Origin of the sequence: Pseudomonas sp. B22(2017) (assembly GCF_002113105.1) — a bacterium.
Classification (GTDB): Bacteria; Pseudomonadota; Gammaproteobacteria; order Pseudomonadales; family Pseudomonadaceae; genus Aquipseudomonas; species Aquipseudomonas asiatica.
Map to the genome: position 1 here is coordinate 164,420 of NZ_NEJN01000002.1, position 17,673 is coordinate 182,092.

Genomic DNA, 17,673 nt, shown 5'->3' on the forward strand with positions numbered 1-17,673 from the left:
GACCGACCATGAACATGCCCATTGCTGAAGTAAAAGCCCGGCAAAGTGCCAAGGATCAGACCCGTTTCGCCGCATTGTGGCGCCCGGCGCTGGTGCAGGCATTCGTCAAGCTCGACCCGCGCCAACTCAAGCGCTCGCCGGTGATGCTGGTGGTCGCCCTGACTGCGGTACTGACCACCGTCCTGTGTTTCGCTCCCGGCAGCGGTGTGAGCACCGGTGTGGCCGTGCAGATCACCCTGTGGCTGTGGTTCACCGTGCTGTTCGCCAACTTTGCCGAGGCCCTGGCCGAAGGCCGTGGCAAGGCCCGCGCCGACAGCCTCAAGGCTGGCAGCCAAGGGCTTACCGCGCAGCGTCGCAAGCGTGATGGCAGCTACGAAACCGTAGCGGCCAGCGCGCTGCGCAAGGACGATGTGGTGCGCGTGGTAGCTGGTGAAATGATTCCCGGTGACGGCGAGGTGCTTGAAGGTATCGCTGCGGTCAACGAGGCCGCCATTACCGGCGAGTCCGCGCCGGTAATCCGCGAGTCCGGCGGCGATCGCTCAGCGGTGACCGGCAATACCCGGCTGGTCTCAGACTGGTTGTTGATCCGCATCACCAGCAACCCGGGCGAATCGACCCTCGACCGCATGATTGCCCTGGTCGAGGGCGCCAAGCGGCAGAAGACGCCCAACGAGATCGCCCTCGACATCCTGCTGATCGGCCTGACCCTGATCTTCCTGATCGTGGTGGTGACCCTGCAGCCGTTCGCCCACTTTGTCGGTGGCAGCCTGCCGCTGATCTTTCTCGCCGCATTACTGGTAACGCTGATCCCCACCACCATCGGCGGCCTGCTGTCGGCCATCGGCATTGCCGGCATGGACCGGCTGGTGCGGCTGAACGTCATCGCCCGCTCGGGCCGGGCGGTGGAGGCGGCCGGTGACGTGCATACGCTGATGCTCGACAAGACTGGCACCATTACCTTCGGCAACCGCCGCTGCAGTGCGCTGCACGCGGCACCGGGCATCACCGCCCGCGAGCTGGGGGAGGGCGCCTTGCTGGCCTCGCTGGCGGACGACACCGCCGAGGGCAAGTCGATCGTCGAATATCTGCGCCAGCTGCATGATTTTGTCGAACCGTCCGCCGGCCAGTTCGAGGCCGTGGCTTTCAGCGCCGAGACGCGCCTGTCGGGGATCGACTTTCAGCAACACCGCTACCGCAAGGGCGCTGTCGATGCCGTACTGGCGTTCGTCGGCATGCAACGCCTGGAAATGCCACCAGCACTGGCCCGTGAAGTGGAGCGTATTGCCCAGAGCGGCGGTACACCGCTGCTGGTGTGCCTGGACAAGCGCCTGCTTGGCGTGATCCACCTCAAGGATGTGGTCAAACCCGGCATTCGCGAGCGCTTTGCCGAGCTGCGCAAGCTCGGCATCCGCACGGTGATGGTGACCGGCGACAACCCGCTGACCGCCGCCGCCATCGCTGCCGAGGCCGGCGTGGATGACGTGCTGGCCGAGGCCACGCCAGAGAAGAAGCTGGCGCGCATCCGCCAGGAGCAGAACGACGGCCGCCTGGTGGCCATGTGCGGCGATGGCGCCAACGACGCCCCGGCACTGGCCCAGGCTGACGTGGGCATGGCCATGAACGACGGCACCCAGGCCGCGCGCGAGGCGGCCAACATGGTCGACCTGGATAGCGACCCGACCAAGTTGCTGGATGTGGTGCAGGTCGGCAAGGAGCTGCTGGTGACCCGCGGCGCGCTGACCACCTTCTCCATCGCCAACGATGTGGCCAAGTACTTCGCCATCCTCCCGGCGCTGTTCGCCGCCATCTACCCGCAGCTGGGCGTGCTCAACCTGATGCACCTGGCCAGCCCGCAGAGTGCGATTCTGTCGGCCATCGTATTCAACGCGCTGATCATCATCGTGCTGATCCCGCTGGCGCTGCGCGGCGTGCGGGTGCAGGCGGCCAGTGCGGCGCACCTGCTGCGGCGCAACCTGCTGATCTACGGGTTGGGCGGCATTGTCGTGCCGTTTGCCGGGATCAAGCTGATCGACCTGCTGCTCAATGCCCTGCACCTGGTCTGAGGAGGCCACCATGAATGCTTATGTACGCCCGGCATTGAGCCTGGCCTTGTTGATGACCCTGGTGACCGGCGCGCTGTATCCGCTGGTGGTGACCGGTATTGCCCAGGTGGCTTTCCCCAGCCAGGCCAATGGCAGCCTGGTGCGCGATGACCAGGGCCAGGTGCGCGGTTCGGCGCTGATTGCCCAGGATTTCCAGGGCGATGGCTGGTTCCACGCGCGGCCATCGGCAGGCGCCTACGCCACCGTGGCCAGCAGCGCCAGCAACCTGTCACCGAGCAACCCGGCGCTGGCCGAGCGGGTCAAGGGCGATGCGGCTGCGTTGTACCAGGCGCAGCAGGGGCCGGTGCCCCAGGCGTTGCTCACCACTTCGGGCAGCGGCCTCGACCCGCACCTGCCGCCGGAGGCCGTGGCCTACCAGATCCCGCGGGTGGCGGCGGCACGGCAGTTGCCGGTGGAGCGCTTGCAAGGCTTGCTGGAAGAGGCCACCCTCCAACCATTGATCGGCCCGCCGGTGGTCAATGTGCTGGCCTTGAACCAGGCCTTGGAAAACTTCAGCCATTGATAGATGACTTGAGGGGCTAGCAGGGACCCTGTGGGAGCGGGTTTACCCGCGAATGCGTCGGTGGCGCTTTTACTGCATTCGCGGGTGAACCCGCTCCCACAGGTACGGTGTTTGTCCCTGGATTTGCTGCTTGCTGGAAATAGCAAAGGATGAAAGATGAGTGACTCCGCCCGCGCAGACGCGCTGTTGGCTACCCTCCCGCGAAGCGGCCGGGGGCGGTTGAAGGTGTTCCTTGGAGCCGCCCCCGGCGTCGGCAAGACCTTCGCCATGCTCCAGGCCGCCCACGCCCAGCAACGCCAGAACGTGCAGGTGCTGGCCGGGGTGGTCGAAACCCATGGCCGTGCCGAAACCGAGGTATTGCTCGCTGGCCTTCAGCAGCAGCCCCTGCTGCGTAGCCAGTACCGCGGCGTCACCCTAGAGGAAATGGACCTCGACGGCCTTCTCAAGGCCGCGCCGGCCCTGGTGCTGGTCGACGAATTGGCCCACACCAATGCGCCCGGCAGCCGCCATGCCAAACGCTGGCAGGACGTACAGGAACTGCTGGCCGCCGGCATCGATGTGTACACCACGGTCAACGTTCAGCACCTGGAAAGCCTCAACGACAAGGTCCGCGACATTACTGGCGTGCAAGTGCGCGAAACCCTTCCGGACTGGGTGCTGCAGGAAGCCTTCGAGCTGGTGCTGATCGACCTGCCACCCCGCGAGCTGCTTGAACGCCTGCGCGAAGGCAAGGTGTACGTGCCCGAGCAGGCGCGGGCCGCCATCGATGCGTTCTTCTCGCAAACCAACCTTACCGCCCTGCGCGAGCTGGCCATGCAGACCGCCGCAGCCCAGGTGGATGCCGACCTGGCCCATGGTTATCGCCAGCGCGGCCAGGAAGCCCCGGCCCTGCGTGGGCGCTTGCTGGTGGGCGTGGATGGCGACGACCAGGCGGAACGTTTGGTGCGCCATGCCAGCCGCGTGGCGCAACGCCGCCACCTGCCCTGGAGCCTGGTGCACGTGGACAACGGCCGCCTGCGCGACGAAACCGCACGCCAGCGCCTGCAAGCTGCCCAGCAACTGGCCGAACGCCTGGGCGGCGAGGTGGTACTGCTGCGTGCCGGCGAAGTGGTGCGCACACTGATCCAGCATGCTGCCGAACGGCGGGCCAGCCTGGTGCTGGTTGGGCAGTCCCGCGACCGCCTGCGCCGGCGCCTGTTCGGTGCCGGTGTGGCCGCGCGGCTGCTGCGCGAAAGCCACGGCCTGGAAATCAACGTGCTGGACCGCGACGCGCAGCCGCAAGCGCCGCGTTCGGCGGTACGGCGGGTGTGGGTCTGGCGCCATTACCTGCTGGCGCTGCTGGCCACGGTCATGGCCGCAGGCCTGGCCTGGGCGGTGTCGAGTGTGCTGGCGCTGCCCAACATATCGCTGGTGTTCCTGGCCGCGGTGTTGCTGGTGGCAGTGCGCAGCAGCCTGGGGCCTGCGCTGGCCTGCGCGGTGCTGTCGTTCCTGACCTACGACTTCCTGTTCATCCCGCCCAACCTGTCGTTCAGGATCCAGCGCGAAGAAGACGTGCTGACCCTGGTGTTCTTCCTGTTGATGGCCGCGCTCACCGGCAACCTGGCCGCCCGCCAGCGCCGCCAGTTGCAGGCGCTGCGCGAGACCCAGGCGCAGACCAGCCAGTTGCTCGACCTGTCGCGCCGGCTGACCGTGGCCACCGACCGCCAGGCGGTGTTCAACGCCGCCGGCCAGCACCTGGACGGTTGGCAGGACATGCAGGTGTGCCTGCTGGAGCGCAATGTCGAAGGCCAGTTGCAGGTGGTCAGCGGCGAAGCCCATGCTTTCAGCGATAACGAACGCGCCGCTGCAGAATGGGCCTGGCAGCACGGCCAGGCCGCCGGTCATGGCAGCGACACCCTGCCCAATGGCCGCTGGTGGTGGTGGCCGCTGGCGGTGGATGAGCAGCCCCTTGCATTGCTTGGTGTGCGCCCACGCTCCGGCCAGCCGCTCAGCGACCCGCGCCGGCGCCTGCTCACCGCCCTTGGTCAACCACTGGCCCAGGCCCTGGCCCGCGCCCGGCTGGCCGAACAACTGGAGGCCGCGCGGCTGCATGGCGAAACCGAGCAGCTGCGCAGCGCCTTGCTGGCGTCCGTTTCCCATGACTTGCGTACCCCGCTGACCGCCATGCGCGGTAGCATCGACAGCCTGCTGGCGCTGGGCGAGGCGATCCCCGCCGCCGACCGCCGCGAACTGCTGGAGGGCACCCGCAACGAGGCCGAACGCCTCGATCGCTACATCCAGAACCTGCTCGACATGACCCGCCTGGGCCACGGCGGCCTCAAGCTGGCCCGCGACTGGGTGGCGCCTGCCGACATCGTCGGCAGTGCACTCAACCGCCTGCGCGCGGTGCTGGCGCCGCTGCGGGTACACACCGACGTGCCGGCCGAGCTGCCGTTGCTGTTCGTGCATGCGGCGTTGATCGAGCAGGCGCTGGTCAACGTGCTGGAAAATGCCGCGCGCTTCTCGCCAGCCAATGGCCGGCTGGAGCTGCAGGTGTCGGTGCAGGACGCCCAGTTGTGTTTCGCCGTCAGCGACCAGGGCCCCGGCATTCCCGTGGAAGACCGCGAGAAGATCTTCGACATGTTCTACACCGCCGCTCGCGGCGACCGCGGCGGGCAGGGCACCGGCCTGGGCCTGGCGATCTGCCAGGGCATGATCGGCGCCCATGGCGGCCAGATCCTCGTGGGCGAAGGCATCGATGGCCAGGGCACCAGCATCACTTTATGCTTGCCGCTGCCCCCTCAACCTGAAACCGAAAGCGAAACCCCATGAGTCAGTCCGCCACCCTCTTGGTCATCGACGATGAACCGCAGATCCGCAAGTTCCTGCGCATCAGCCTGGCCTCGCAAGGCTACAAGGTGCTCGAGGCCGCCACCGGCGCGGAAGGGCTCGCCCAGGCGGCGCTGGGCAAGCCGGACCTGGTGGTACTCGACCTGGGCCTGCCGGACATGGACGGCCAGCAGGTACTGCGTGACCTGCGCGAATGGAGCGCGGTGCCGGTGCTGGTGTTGTCGGTGCGCGCGAGTGAAGTGCAGAAGGTCGATGCGCTGGATGGTGGAGCCAACGACTATGTGACCAAGCCGTTCGGCATCCAGGAGTTTCTGGCGCGGGTGCGTGCCTTGCTGCGCCAGGTGCCGCAGGCCGGTGGCTCGGAAGTGGCGGCCAGCTTTGGGCCGCTGATGGTGGACTTTGCCTTTCGCCGGGTGACCCTGGATGGCGTGGAAGTGGCGCTGACCCGCAAGGAGTATGCGTTGCTGGCGCAACTGGCCGGGCACCCGGGGCGGGTGATTACCCAGCAGCAACTGCTCAAGGATATCTGGGGGCCTACCCATGTGGATGACACCCATTACCTGCGGATAGTGGTCGGGCATCTGCGGCAGAAGTTGGGAGATGACCCCACGGCGCCGCGGTTCATCATCACCGAGCCAGGGGTGGGATACAGGTTGGTGGCGCCCACCATGTAATCCCTGTGGGAGCGGGCGTGCCCCCTCCCACAGGGTCCCTGCTAATTCAATGAGTTATGTGCAGTTCTATGAGAGCTGGCATGCCGGCGATGGGGCCAACGCAAGCAGCGCAACACAGTAAGTTCAGGGGGCGGTTCTCGACTCCAGATCCATTTCCGCTGGCCACTCTACTCGGGGTGCCAGGCGCAGGGCGAACTCACACCAGAGCACATCGTTGTGATCCTTGGGTTCCCCGGGTGGTGGCAGGGCTGAGGGGCCTTCCTGCATGTAGGTGCAGATGTAGGCCCAGGCATGCTGGTCGGCCCCCATGGTGCTCAGGTGAAAACGGTCGATGACGTTGTTCGTGCCCGGCGCGACGATGGACAGCATGACACCCCATTTGAAAATGACCCCACCGTTTGGCAGGGCGCCGGTTTGTGACCAGCGCTCGGCGCGGACTTGGGACCAGTCGTAACTGACCGGCACGACCTTGCCTTTGTCGAAGGGGTTCCACCATTGGCGTTTGAAGTTGTAGGCGTAGATTTTCTGGCGTGCACGGTTGAACCTGATGGGTTCGTCGCGAGGTGGAGAAATATCCATGCGAAGGCCTATAGTAACCAGCCAGGTAACCAGGAAGATTTCAGATATTGAGAGCAGCAGCGATTCAAAATTTCGGGGGTCGAGCGTAAGTGTCATCATGTAAAGGCTAAAGGCGAAAAGTATGCACAAGAGGAAGGCAAAGGCTGAAATCACCCCTCGTGATGATACGCTTTGTCGCGGAATCTCTAAGTAAGTCATGCACTGATGGTTAGGTATTTGATTGCCCATATATTTTTCTATTGAGTTGACTGTGTAAGGGGCGGGGAGGTCTTCCTTCCAGCCCGGGCAGGCAGGATTTAATAAGGGTCGGGCCATTTTGTCAGGGGCTCCAAGCTGTGCATGTAGTTTTCTGTTATTGTTACATGGGCATGCCCAAGTTCGTCCTGCTTGTCTGGCCAGTAACGCAGGTTAAATTCAATGGCGTTGATGTGATGATCTACCAGCAAAGGCAGAGTCCCCTGTATGGTCAACGTACTGTTCTTGTTGTTGAAACGCACCAAAGGCTGTGGGTTATCAATGTGTCCGAAGACTCCTTTTCCCTTTGGTAGGCTGATCTGCAATTGGTTAGTCGGACTACTATCACCCGATACGGTAATGATTTCTCTTTTAGCGCCAGTACGATGAATGCTTAAATGCCACTCATGGCGAGATGTACCCTCGGTGTATTTAGGTAAGAGGAAGTAATAATTAAGTGTGTATTCTGCGGGTATTGCAGGCTCGTTGCCGATGATCATCCCTTTTGGTTCGGAAGTCTGCATGTTCGTATGATTGGTGAGTTGAGTCCTTATGGAAATCTCGGCTTGAACGCCAATTGCTGCCGCATTCAAAGCACCAATTGCAGTGTCAAGATGCTTGGCTTCGGTCCAGAGACGGTTGTCTTCAGATAATCCCCATCTGCTTTGACGAGCCCAAAGCTCTGTTGGAGAGGATTCATTTTGCTTTGCCTCGGAAGCTATTGCATAGGCGGCCAGTCCTAGAATGATAGCTATACCGATTGGGCCAAATAATGTGGCGGGGCCGAAAGCTCCAAGTACACCTGCAATGGCGGAAGCGCCAGCCATTATGCCCGCAGTCCTGTATTCATCTGCTGACGTTAAATCTCCGCGCTTATGAGTACGCAGGCTGGCGAACAGGTACTGTGCCCCATCCATCATTCCAGCTATTCCCGCAATGCCGGCGCCGTATCGAGCAATACCGGTTCCCAAAGACGTTGTCGTCACTGTTCCGGGCCACGGTATCTTCGGGCGTATGACTGCAACAGCCAGTCCTGCCGCCTCCACACTCGCCCCCAAAAAACCCAGGGAGGAAGACCAGATCGCCGCAAGCGCCTCCGGGTTGTCCTGATGCGTCTCTTGCAACGCTCGATAGTTCTTGCCCAGGCTGTCCTGATGGAACCACATGCTGCCCAAGGCAAATAGCAGCCCGGCACTTCCGCTACTCGCTGCAGCATCCCGCAGGCTGCGCATCGCATCGCTTGCCACGCTTTGCGCGGCCGTAGAACTGATCTTCAAGCCACCCGTAACCTGTGCACGCAACGTACCCGCACCAATCACAACATTGCGTACCAGCGCCCCGACGCCACCGGCTGCACCCTCGCGCAACTGCACCAACCGCGCCTGCAGGCTCTCGGCGCTTTCGAGCGTCCAGAGCATCACTTCGATCATCTGGCTACGGTTACCCGCTGCCGCAATATTGATCGCCCCACTCAGCACCATGGCCCGCACCTTGCGGCCCAGTGGGTCACGGAACTGCTTGTCTACCTGCTGCAGAAACGCATCGGTCCGCGCTTCCAAGGCTTCATTGAGCAGGCTCATGTATTCGCCCACTGTCAGCGACACCCGCAGCGGCGTTACCTGCTGCCCGGCGAACAGTGCAAACGCCGAGCGATGCACATGACCGATCAGGGTCTTGGTCCGTTCACTCAGGTGCTGGCTGAGCGCATTCCCTGCGCTGTTGGTCGCGGCCAGCAACTGGCCAACGGCATCCTGTATCGGCTTGATCATCAGCAGTTGGCCATCGGCGGTACCGGCGATGCCCTTGATGATGTCGTACACCTTGCCGAAGTCGTCCCCGGACAGCGCGCTGGCCACCTGCTGCATCAGCTTCTGGTTCTTGGCCAGCAGTGCCTGGTACAACAGGCTGCGGTCGTCTTCCAGCAGCTGCTGCCAGATATGCTGGGTGATCCCGAGTGGCTGACCCTCCTGCGGCAGGGTTTCAGTGGGCCCGCCGGCCAGGCAGGCGGCCATCATCTGGATGAAGTACTCCACCGAAACAGGGGAGGTCGCGTCATAGTCGTAGTAGCCGATCTGTTGAAACGCCCGCTTGGCATAGTGCCGCGCATACAGATCGCCAACCTGGTCGATCATCGACTGCCAGTTTTTCAGTTCGCGGTCGTAGTCGGCCTGGAACGCTGCGCGGGCGCCTTCGTCGTAACGCTCTTCCAGCCGCTCGCGGGCGTCCTGCTGCTTGCGCGCGGTGTTGCGTTCGGTCTGCGCGTCGATGTCCACCGGCGGCAGATACGCCTTGGCCGCGATCGGGCTGTCGTTCCATTGCTCGACCTGCCGGGCTTCCCGCTGCGCGTCCTCGGCACCCTGCACGGCCGCCATGGCCGCGTGCAATTCGCGGATGCCCAGTAGTGCTTGCGAGGTGAAGTATTCGAAGTGCCGCTGCGGCTGCGCCCGCCATTCCTGCAGGGCCTGCACCCAGCCAGCGCGTTGCGCGTTGAGCTCCATGACCATGCCGACCGGGTCGGGCAATGTCAGCGCCAACACGCCATTGGGCAGTTGTTCCTGCTGGATGACATTGCGCACATGCGTGCGGGTTTCATGCCAGCGGCCCAGGCGGCTGTAAAAGCCATGGACGCTGGTAAACCTGGCAGAAGAAAAGGTCGAGAACTCCAGCACCTGTTCCAGGCCGAAGCGAAAGCTGTCGGTCATGGCGATGCCGAGGCTGGCAGGGTCGTTGCGTGCGGTGTTCAGGTCCACCTCGACGAAGCGGGCGAGGGTGCCCGGGTCACTGTCGGCGATGCCTTGCCGATAGCGGTCGAGTACCGAACGGGGCCAGGGGTCGTTGGCGAAGGCGATCCAGGCCTTGCGGTAGAGCAGGGTATCGATGTTGATGAACGAGGCAATCACATCGTGGCCTTCGGTGGCGCATACCTTGGGTAACGACCTGGGTGGCCCAAAGGGCATCTGCGACACCGGGAAGCGCCGCAAGGTACCTTCCGCCGCCACCTCGTAGGCCTGCCAGATTTCCTGGTCGAGCAGTACGTAGACATAACCTTGGCGCAGGAGGCGCAATTGGTCGGTGTGCATCGGGTGGAAGATGATTTCGCTGTCGTCTGCCAGGCGATAGGGGCGCCCTGTGTCCGGGCGTGGGGCGTAGGCCTCGCGCAGCAGTAGAATCGGCAGGCCGGAGCGTTCGCAGGCATTGCAGGTGCCGTAGGTGTTGGGGATCTCTTCCTGCATGGCGATGTGGATGGCTTTGCTGATGCTCATGGGTAACTCCTTGCCTTCGGCAAGCCGGCGACGATGTGCGACCAGGTGCAGTCGTCGTAGCTGGCGAAGCGGTCCGCCAGGCGCTGCTCGCCGGCCGCTGCCCTTTCCACCTCGTGCTGGATGGTCGGGTGCTGAAGGAGCAGTGGGTGGATCATGAGCATGTGCAGGCACATGCACTGGATATCGGCACGGTCGCGCAGGCCTTGCCTGAAGGCCTTGAGGATCAGGTTCATGGCATGGGTGGGTGCGTTTTCCGGCAGGCCTGATGAACCTGGGAAGTGCCAGGGTGCATGGGGATGCTGCACGGCACTCAGGCGATGCCAGGCACCGAGCAGTTGAATGATCTGCGGTGCGACGTGCTGGGTCGCCCTTACGGCCTCGGGGACGGCCAGTTCGCCAGCCATGGGTTCTCGCTCGAATACCTCGCAACTGCCAGAACCATCGGGATGTAGCCAGCTGCGAACAGGCCCGAGGACTTCGCCTGCGTTTTTCAGGGTCGCGCGTAGCAGCGCCAGCCGCACGGGTTCGAACCAGGCGGTGATACCGTGCAGTTCTGGTTGGTGCAGCACCTGACACTGCTGGCTGATGTGCTGGGCGATGAGGTCGGCGGGTTGATCGCTGATCAGCCAGCCACACACGTAGTGCCAGGTAGCTGCCGATTCACGAGCGGCGCAGGTCGCGCTTAATAGGGCAAGGGCTGTGGGCGCATCGCCGGGTTCGGCGAGCCGCACCAGAGCTGGCCAGCATTCAGGATCCTGCACCAGCCCGCTGCAGTCGACGCGCGTTACGGCATCACTACCCAGCGCTTCGCTGAGGGCAGCGATGGCCAGCGGGTGCTCAGGCGGGCAGCCGGCGAATGGGTCCAGTAAAAGGTAGAGGGCTTCTTCTGGTTGGCGCTGCTGGTTGGCGAAGTGATCGACCGACTGCACGTAGCCCTGCGTGGACTGGCTCGACATGAGAAGTTCCTTTTCTTCTTGATGGCGAGCAGAAACCTAACGGGGAATCAATGCTGCAGGTAGTTATCGGCTTCCTAACCAGCTGTAGGATTTTTCGCTGTCGGACGAGGCAGTCGTATCGCTCAGGACCTCGGGGATTCTGTTTCAAAGCATTGGCGCATCACGTCAAGGTAACGCCGCGCGCCCAGGCCCAACGGGCGCGACTTGACCCAGATGATGTCCACCCACAAGCGCAATCGGCTGGCCATGTTGTCGAAACGCACCTCCGCCAGCGCGCCCGAAGCAATCAACGGCTCGACCAAAGGCTGCGGCAGGTAGGCCCAACCAAGGCCCGATTGCACCAGGTCCAGCGTGGCCAGGTAGCTGTCGGTCAGCCAGATGCGCCGCGACAGCACCATGCGTGGGTCCGACCCGGTGGCCTTGCCCGACGCCACGATGATCTGCCGCTGTTCGGCGAAAGTCTCTTCCGGCAACGGCGTGCCGCTGTTCTGCCCGGCCGGATGGCGGGGGGAGGCGACGGCCACCAGCAACTGGCTGCCGGCTTCCAGGAATGACTCGCGCTCGTCGATGCCAGGCCTTTCGAAGACCAGTGCCAGTTGCACGCTACCGTCATGCAGCAGGCGGATGGCTTCGGCCTGGGTGGCCGAGCGTACTTCGATTTCCAGGCTGGGAAATTCCTGGGCGAGGGTTTCCAGCGGCTGGCTCCAGCGGCCGGTCTGCAGCTCGGGGGCCATGGCGATAGTCAGGCGCTTTTCCAGCCCCTTGTGCAGTTGCAGGGCCTGGGCATCGAGCAGGTTGAGCTGGCAGATCACCTGCCTGGCCTGGGGCTCCAGGGCCAGGGCGGCGCTGGTTGGCAAGGCTTTGCGCGTGGCCCGGTCGAACAGCACCAGGTCCAGCTCCGCCTCCAGCTGGGCGATGGCCATGCTCACGGCCGAAGGCACACGCCCCAGCTTGCGCGCGGCGGCAGAGAACGAGCCTGCCTCCAGCACCGCGAGGAAGATTGCCAGGGAGTCGCTGGTAAAGGCCATTGTCAGTAAACCTGATGACGGGGAGTGTTATGGAAGAAAATTATGGGGCTTTTGTTTGAGAATGCACCAGGGTGCCGAGCGGTTCGGCGGGGGATTGTCAGCGCCTGTGAGATCGAGCGCCGCCCGCGCGGCGCTCGATCTCACAGGCGCTGAAAAACCAAAGCCAAGCACCTACAGCCCTTCACCCAGCACCCGGTCAATGCTGTCGACAAAGTAGTCCACGCTCGCCCGGGTGGTGCACATCGGCGGCTTGATCTTGAGGATGTTCAGGTAATCACCGGTCGGCTGCATGAAGATGCCCAGGTCACGCAGGCGGTTGCACAGGGCCATGGTTTCCTCGGTTGCCGGTTCCAGCGTTGCGCGGTCGCGCACCAGTTCCAGCCCCAGGTAGAAGCCCGAACCATGCGCCGCGCCGGCCAGCGGGTGCTTGTCGACCAGTGCCTGCAGGCGCGCCTTGAAATAGCGCCCGGTATCGCGCGCGTTGTCCCACAGGCCTTCTTCCTGCATCACATCCAGCACCGCCATGCCGATGCGGCAGCTGACCGGGCTGCCGCCGGCCGAGGAGAAGAAGTAGCCCTCGGCCTCCAGCGCTTCGGCGATCTCGCGACGGGTGATGACTACGCCCAGTGGCTGGCCGTTGCCCATGCCCTTGGCCATGGTGATGATGTCGGGCACCACGCCCTGTTCCTCGAAGCCCCAGAAGTACTCGCCCAGGCGGCCATAGCCGACCTGTACCTCGTCGGCGATGCACACACCGCCCCGGGCGCGGACCTTGGCATAGGCCTCGCGCAGGTAACCGGCCGGCAACGAAATACCACCGGCATTGCCGTACACCGGTTCGCAGATGATGCCCGCCAACTGGCGGCCACGGGCGTCGAGGTCGGCCAGCTTGGCGTCGACGTCACGCAGGTAGTGGGTGGCGCTGTCGGCGCCACGGAAGCGGCCGCGGAAGGTGTTCGGCGCCTCGACCGGGTGCACCCAGTCCGGGCGGGTTTCCAGGGCCTGCGGGTTGTCGGCGATGGAAGTGGAAATGGCATCGGTGGCCACCGACCAGCCGTGGTAGGCCTCCAGCACGCTGAGCAGGTCGCGCCCGCCGCTGTAGGCCCAGGCCAGGCGAATCGCCAGGTCGTTGGCTTCGGTACCGCTGTTGACCATGAATACCCGGTCGAAGCCTTCGGGTGCCAACTCCAGCAGGCGTTCGGAGAACTCGGTGATGGCCGCGTAGTGGAAGCGCGAGTTGGTGTTCAGCAGCGACCACTGCCGTGCCGACTCGGCGACCATGCGCGGGTGGCCGTGGCCCAGCACTGCGACGTTGTTGAGCATGTCGAGGTACGAGCGGCCCTGCATGTCGATCAGGTAGTTGCGCCAACCGCGTTCGATGTGAGGCGGTTGCGCGTAGTAGTGCTTCTGCGAGCGGGCGAAGCTGGCGTCGCGGCGGGCCAGCAGGGCCTGCGGGTCGGGCAGCGGCTCGGCATTGCAGTCGAAGCCCAGCAACGCAGCTGGCGACGGGCACAGGGCCAGCCAGGCGGTTGCCTGGGATGGGGTGGCGAAGAACGGCGGCTGGATGCCGCTATCCAGGCACAGTTGCACGCAGAGGAAGCCACAACTGCTGCCCAGCGACTGGCCTTTTTCCACGGCCTGGCCATCTGCAGGCGCGTCTTCCAGGCCTTGCAGCCACAACGCCCAGTGCGCGCTGCGCAGGCAGCCACGGCCGTCCCCATGGCGCTGCCAGGTGCCGGCATCTGGCGCTTGCACCAGGCTGCCGTTGGGTACATGCAGCTCGACGCCCAGGGCACAGGTGGCAGGCTCTTCGGGGCGATCGATATGGGTTTGCGACAGGCGATACTGCCCGTGCAGGCTGCAGGCCGGTGCTGGTTGCGTGGTCAGCAGGTGCTGGTCGAAGCCCGGTTGCTCCCAGTTGCCCGACTCGCAATGCACGCTGAGCACGCCCAGATCGACGCGCGTCACTGCCTGCAGATCCAGTTCAGGGAGCAGAAGGGCGCAGCCGCTCAGGTCCGGCGTGGCTGGCTGCAGGCCCGCAGCTTGCAGGATGGCCGCTTCCATCAACGCGAAAGGTACGGCGGTGGCAGTGTCGAAGATTTCCCATTCATGGGCGATGTTGTCGCGGGTGTACTGGTTACCGGGGTCTACGGCGAGTTGCTGTTCGCTGCTCAGCACCAGCACGGCAGCGCGGTTGAGCACCAGTGGCCACAGCGCCCGCAGTTCGGCTTCGCTCAGCGGGTTGAGCGCCTGGTAGGCACGCACGGCCGGCAGGATGCGCAGCGGGTCGCCCTCGGCGTGGTGCAACAATGCGGCGCAGGTCACCGACAGGTCGGCGATGCGCCATGTGCGCAACAGGTCGCCGAAATCGATCACCCCTTGCAACTGCCACTGGCGCTCGACATCGCGGGCCCAGACGGCGTTGTCGTCGGTGATGTCCAGGTGCACGGCCTGGCTTGGCAGCTGGTCGACCAGCGGCGCCAGGTGCTCGGCGGCCAGCTGGGTGGCCCGTTCGATACGGGCGCGTTGCTCGGCGTTGCCCAGCACGGGCAGCAGGTGCTGGATCAGTGCCTGGGCATGTTGCGGGTCCCATTGCAGGGTGCGCGTCAGGCCCGGGTGGTCGAAAGTGGCCAGGGCCTTGTCCAGCCGCGCGCAGAGCCCGCCGAGTTCGGCCATCAGGCGTGGCTCCATGTGCTTGAGGCGGGTCAGTGGCTGGCCTTCGATGTAGTCGAGCAGGCGCATGCGCAGCGGTTGCCCGTCTATTTCCAACGCCAGCAGCATCTGGCCATCGCTAGCCGGGCGCACGGCGGGCACAGGCAAGCCCTGTTCGCGCAGGTAGGCCAGGGCGGCGTGCTGGGCCTCCAGTTCCACCTGGGCGTAGCTGCCGTGGCAGGCCTTGAGCACGAAACGGCCTTGTGGAGCGTCTACTCGGAAGTTCAGGTCCTGTTGGCTGCCCAATGCCGAGAGGTTGCCGGCAATGCCGTAGTGCGTTTGCAGCACGGCATGTGCCTGGGCTTCGCCGAGCGCAGGGCTGGGCAGGCCGGAGCGCTGGATCAGCGTGGTCAGGGCAGGGGAGGCGGGCTGGTGTTGTGGGCTGGACATGGGGCTCTACCGTTGCTGCTGGGGTTGACGGTGGAGAATTTATGCCCGATCTGGCTGATGATGGAAGACGATTGTTGTCAGAAAATTTGATGATGGCTTTATAGCCCATCAGCTCTGAAGATTGCTCGCGGGCGTCGCGGCAGGGGATGCCGGGCTCGATGCGGAACAATGGGGTGGGTGCCGTTTTCGCCTTGGTAGAACGTGGTTTTACCGACAGTGAATTGCGTGTCTTCTGTGGTCATTTTTGAATCCCTTGAAAATTCTCGACTGCCCGGACGGGCCCTTTCGCGGGTGAACCCGCTCCCACAGGTACTGCGTCTACCTCAAGGCCTGTGGAGATCCTACAGGGAAGGGGTTAAATCCGACATATCAGGTGTTCTGCGCCCGATTGCGTCAGGGCAGCGAGGTGCCTGCCTTGGTTTTTGCGGTGTTGCGTAGATCGAGCGCCGCCCGCGCGGCGCTTCGCGGGACAAGCCCGCTCCCACATTTGTTGCAACGTGCCGAACCTGTCAGGCCATGGTGGCCAACTTTGGTGGGCTGCCTGGATTTCTGAGTTGGCACTGCTGCCGCCCCACTTACCTCAAGCCTTGCACCAAGGCTAACAACGCCTCTTTCACAGGCATGGCCACGTTGCAACAAATGTGGGAGCGGGCTTGTCCCGCGAAGCGCCGCGCGGGCGGCGCTCGGTCTCACAGGCGCAGAAAGTGTCAAGACGAACACCCGCGAAGCGCCGCGCGGGCGGCGCTCGATCTTGAGGACTCTACAAAACTTAAGGCGAACCTGCCTCAACTTCCAAGAACGCCGCCTCCAGCAACTGCCGGGTATACGGATGCTGCGGCGCATGGAAGATCGCCTGTGCATCCCCTTGCTCCACCACATGCCCATGCTTGATCACCATCAACTGGTGGCTCAATGCCTTGACCACCGCCAGGTCATGGCTGATGAACAGGTAGGTCAGGTTGTATTTCTGCTGCAGATTGCGCAGCAACTCCACCACCTGCCGCTGCACCGTGCGGTCCAGCGCCGACGTAGGTTCATCCAGCAGGATCAGCGCCGGCTTCAACACCAACGCCCGGGCAATGGCAATGCGCTGGCGCTGCCCACCGGAAAACTCGTGCGGATAGCGATGCCGTGTGCGTGGGTCCAGCCCGACTTCCTCCAGGGCCGCAATAATCGCTGCTTCCTGTTCCTGCGCCGTGCCAATGCGGTGAATGCGCAACCCTTCACCGACGATATCCTCCACGCACATGCGTGGGCTCAGGCTGCCGAACGGGTCCTGGAACACTACCTGCATCTCGCGCCGCAACGGGCGCACGGCCTTCTGGTTCAGCCCTTCCAGGTTCTGCCCATGAAAGCGAATGCCGCCCTGGCTGGAGATCAGCCGCAAGATCGCCAGGCCCAAAGTCGACTTGCCCGACCCGGACTCGCCGACAATCCCCAGCGTCTGCCCTTGCGGCAAGCTGAAGTTGATCCCGTCCACCGCCTTCACATGGTCGACCGTGCGCCGTAGCAGGCCCTTCTTGATCGGGAACCACACCTTCAGGTCATCCACCTCCAGCAATGGCGCGCCCACCGGGTTGTGCGCCGGCAGCCCGCTGGGTTCGGCATTGATCAGCATCTGCGTGTAGTGGTGCTGCGGTGCGCTGAACAGCCTGGCGCATTCGGCCTGCTCGACAATCTGCCCGTGCTGCATCACGCACACACGGTGGGCGATGCGTCGCACCAGGTTCAGGTCATGGCTGATCAGCAGCAGGGCCATGCCCAGACGCGCCTGCAGTTCCTTGAGCAGTTCGAGAATCTTCAACTGCACAGTCACGTCCAGCGCCGTGGTCGGCTCATCCGCAATCAGCAGTTCCGGCTCGTTGGCCAGGGCCATGGCGATCATCACCCGCTGGCGCTGCCCGCCCGACAGCTCATGGGGCAGGGCCTTCAGGCGCTTGCGTGGCTCGGGAATGCCGACCATCTCCAGCAGCTCCAGGGTGCGCGCCGTGGCCTCCTTGCCGGTCAGGCCCTTGTGCAGCAGGAGGATTTCGTTGATCTGCTTCTCGATGCAGTGCAACGGGTTCAGCGAGGTCATCGGCTCCTGGAAGATCATTGCAATGCGGTTGCCGCGAATGCGCTGCATGGTCTTCTCGTTCTGCTGCAGCAGGTCCTTGCCCTCGTAGCGGATGCTGCCGCTGGGGTGGCGGGCCAGGGGGTAGGGCAGCAGGCGCAGGAGCGAATGCGCGGTGACCGATTTGCCCGAGCCACTCTCGCCCACCAGTGCCAGCGTCTCACCCTTGCGGATGTCGAAGCTGATGCCGTTCACAACGCGGTGGGCCTGGTCACCGGTGACGAACTCCACCGCCAGGTCGCGCACTTCGATCAGGTTCTGTTCACTCAT

The 17,673-nt window shown here is 64.0% G+C and carries 10 protein-coding genes and 1 pseudogene; 4 read left to right on the forward strand and 7 right to left on the reverse strand.

Annotation, left to right across the window (positions count from 1 at the left end; genetic code table 11):
- The first annotated feature begins 8 nt into the window (after positions 1–8).
- The 4 genes from kdpB (at position 9) to CAG18_RS04655 (ending at position 6,128) form a co-directional block, all read left to right on the forward strand.
- Complete coding sequence (gene kdpB, locus CAG18_RS04640; RefSeq protein ID WP_085720475.1) at positions 9–2,063, forward strand: potassium-transporting ATPase subunit KdpB; 2,055 nt, start codon at positions 9–11, stop codon at positions 2,061–2,063.
- Between the two features lie 10 nt (positions 2,064–2,073).
- Positions 2,074–2,625 carry a potassium-transporting ATPase subunit KdpC gene (kdpC, locus tag CAG18_RS04645; protein ID WP_085720476.1) on the forward strand — a complete coding sequence of 184 codons (552 nt, stop codon included), beginning with the start codon at positions 2,074–2,076 and terminating at the stop codon, positions 2,623–2,625.
- A 156-nt stretch (positions 2,626–2,781) separates the two neighbouring features.
- Positions 2,782–5,436, forward strand: a complete 2,655-nt coding sequence (locus tag CAG18_RS04650; protein WP_085720477.1) for a sensor histidine kinase KdpD — start codon at positions 2,782–2,784, stop codon at positions 5,434–5,436.
- Complete coding sequence (locus CAG18_RS04655; RefSeq protein ID WP_013973414.1) at positions 5,433–6,128, forward strand: response regulator; 696 nt, start codon at positions 5,433–5,435, stop codon at positions 6,126–6,128. Before CAG18_RS04650 ends, CAG18_RS04655 begins: the two co-directional genes overlap by 4 nt.
- 123 nt (positions 6,129–6,251) lie before the next feature.
- Here the strand turns inward: CAG18_RS04655 and CAG18_RS27250 are convergent, their stop codons facing one another.
- From CAG18_RS27250 to CAG18_RS04685, 7 genes and pseudogenes are all read right to left on the reverse strand, one after another.
- Positions 6,252–7,022, reverse strand: a complete 771-nt coding sequence (locus CAG18_RS27250; protein WP_223997972.1) for a DUF6708 domain-containing protein — start codon at positions 7,020–7,022, stop codon at positions 6,252–6,254.
- Entirely contained in the window at positions 7,004–10,204 is a 3,201-nt protein-coding gene (locus CAG18_RS04665; RefSeq protein WP_085720479.1) for a T6SS effector BTH_I2691 family protein, read from the reverse strand. The genes CAG18_RS27250 and CAG18_RS04665 overlap by 19 nt, the downstream gene beginning before the upstream one ends.
- The gene (locus CAG18_RS04670) at positions 10,201–11,160 is read right to left on the reverse strand and encodes a hypothetical protein (protein ID WP_085720480.1); all 960 of its coding nucleotides are present in this window, start codon (positions 11,158–11,160) and stop codon (positions 10,201–10,203) included. The genes CAG18_RS04665 and CAG18_RS04670 overlap by 4 nt, the downstream gene beginning before the upstream one ends.
- Positions 11,161–11,282: 122 nt before the next feature.
- Positions 11,283–12,188: a LysR family transcriptional regulator gene (locus tag CAG18_RS04675; protein WP_013973410.1), complete on the reverse strand. Its 906-nt coding sequence runs from the start codon at positions 12,186–12,188 to the stop codon at positions 11,283–11,285.
- A gap of 171 nt (positions 12,189–12,359) precedes the next feature.
- Entirely contained in the window at positions 12,360–15,290 is a 2,931-nt protein-coding gene (locus CAG18_RS04680; protein ID WP_085720481.1) for an aminotransferase, read from the reverse strand.
- A 100-nt stretch (positions 15,291–15,390) separates the two neighbouring features.
- Positions 15,391–15,532, reverse strand: a pseudogene (locus CAG18_RS26130) (DUF3077 domain-containing protein); the annotation flags it as partial.
- A 527-nt stretch (positions 15,533–16,059) separates the two neighbouring features.
- Complete coding sequence (locus CAG18_RS04685; RefSeq protein WP_085720482.1) at positions 16,060–17,673, reverse strand: ABC transporter ATP-binding protein; 1,614 nt, start codon at positions 17,671–17,673, stop codon at positions 16,060–16,062.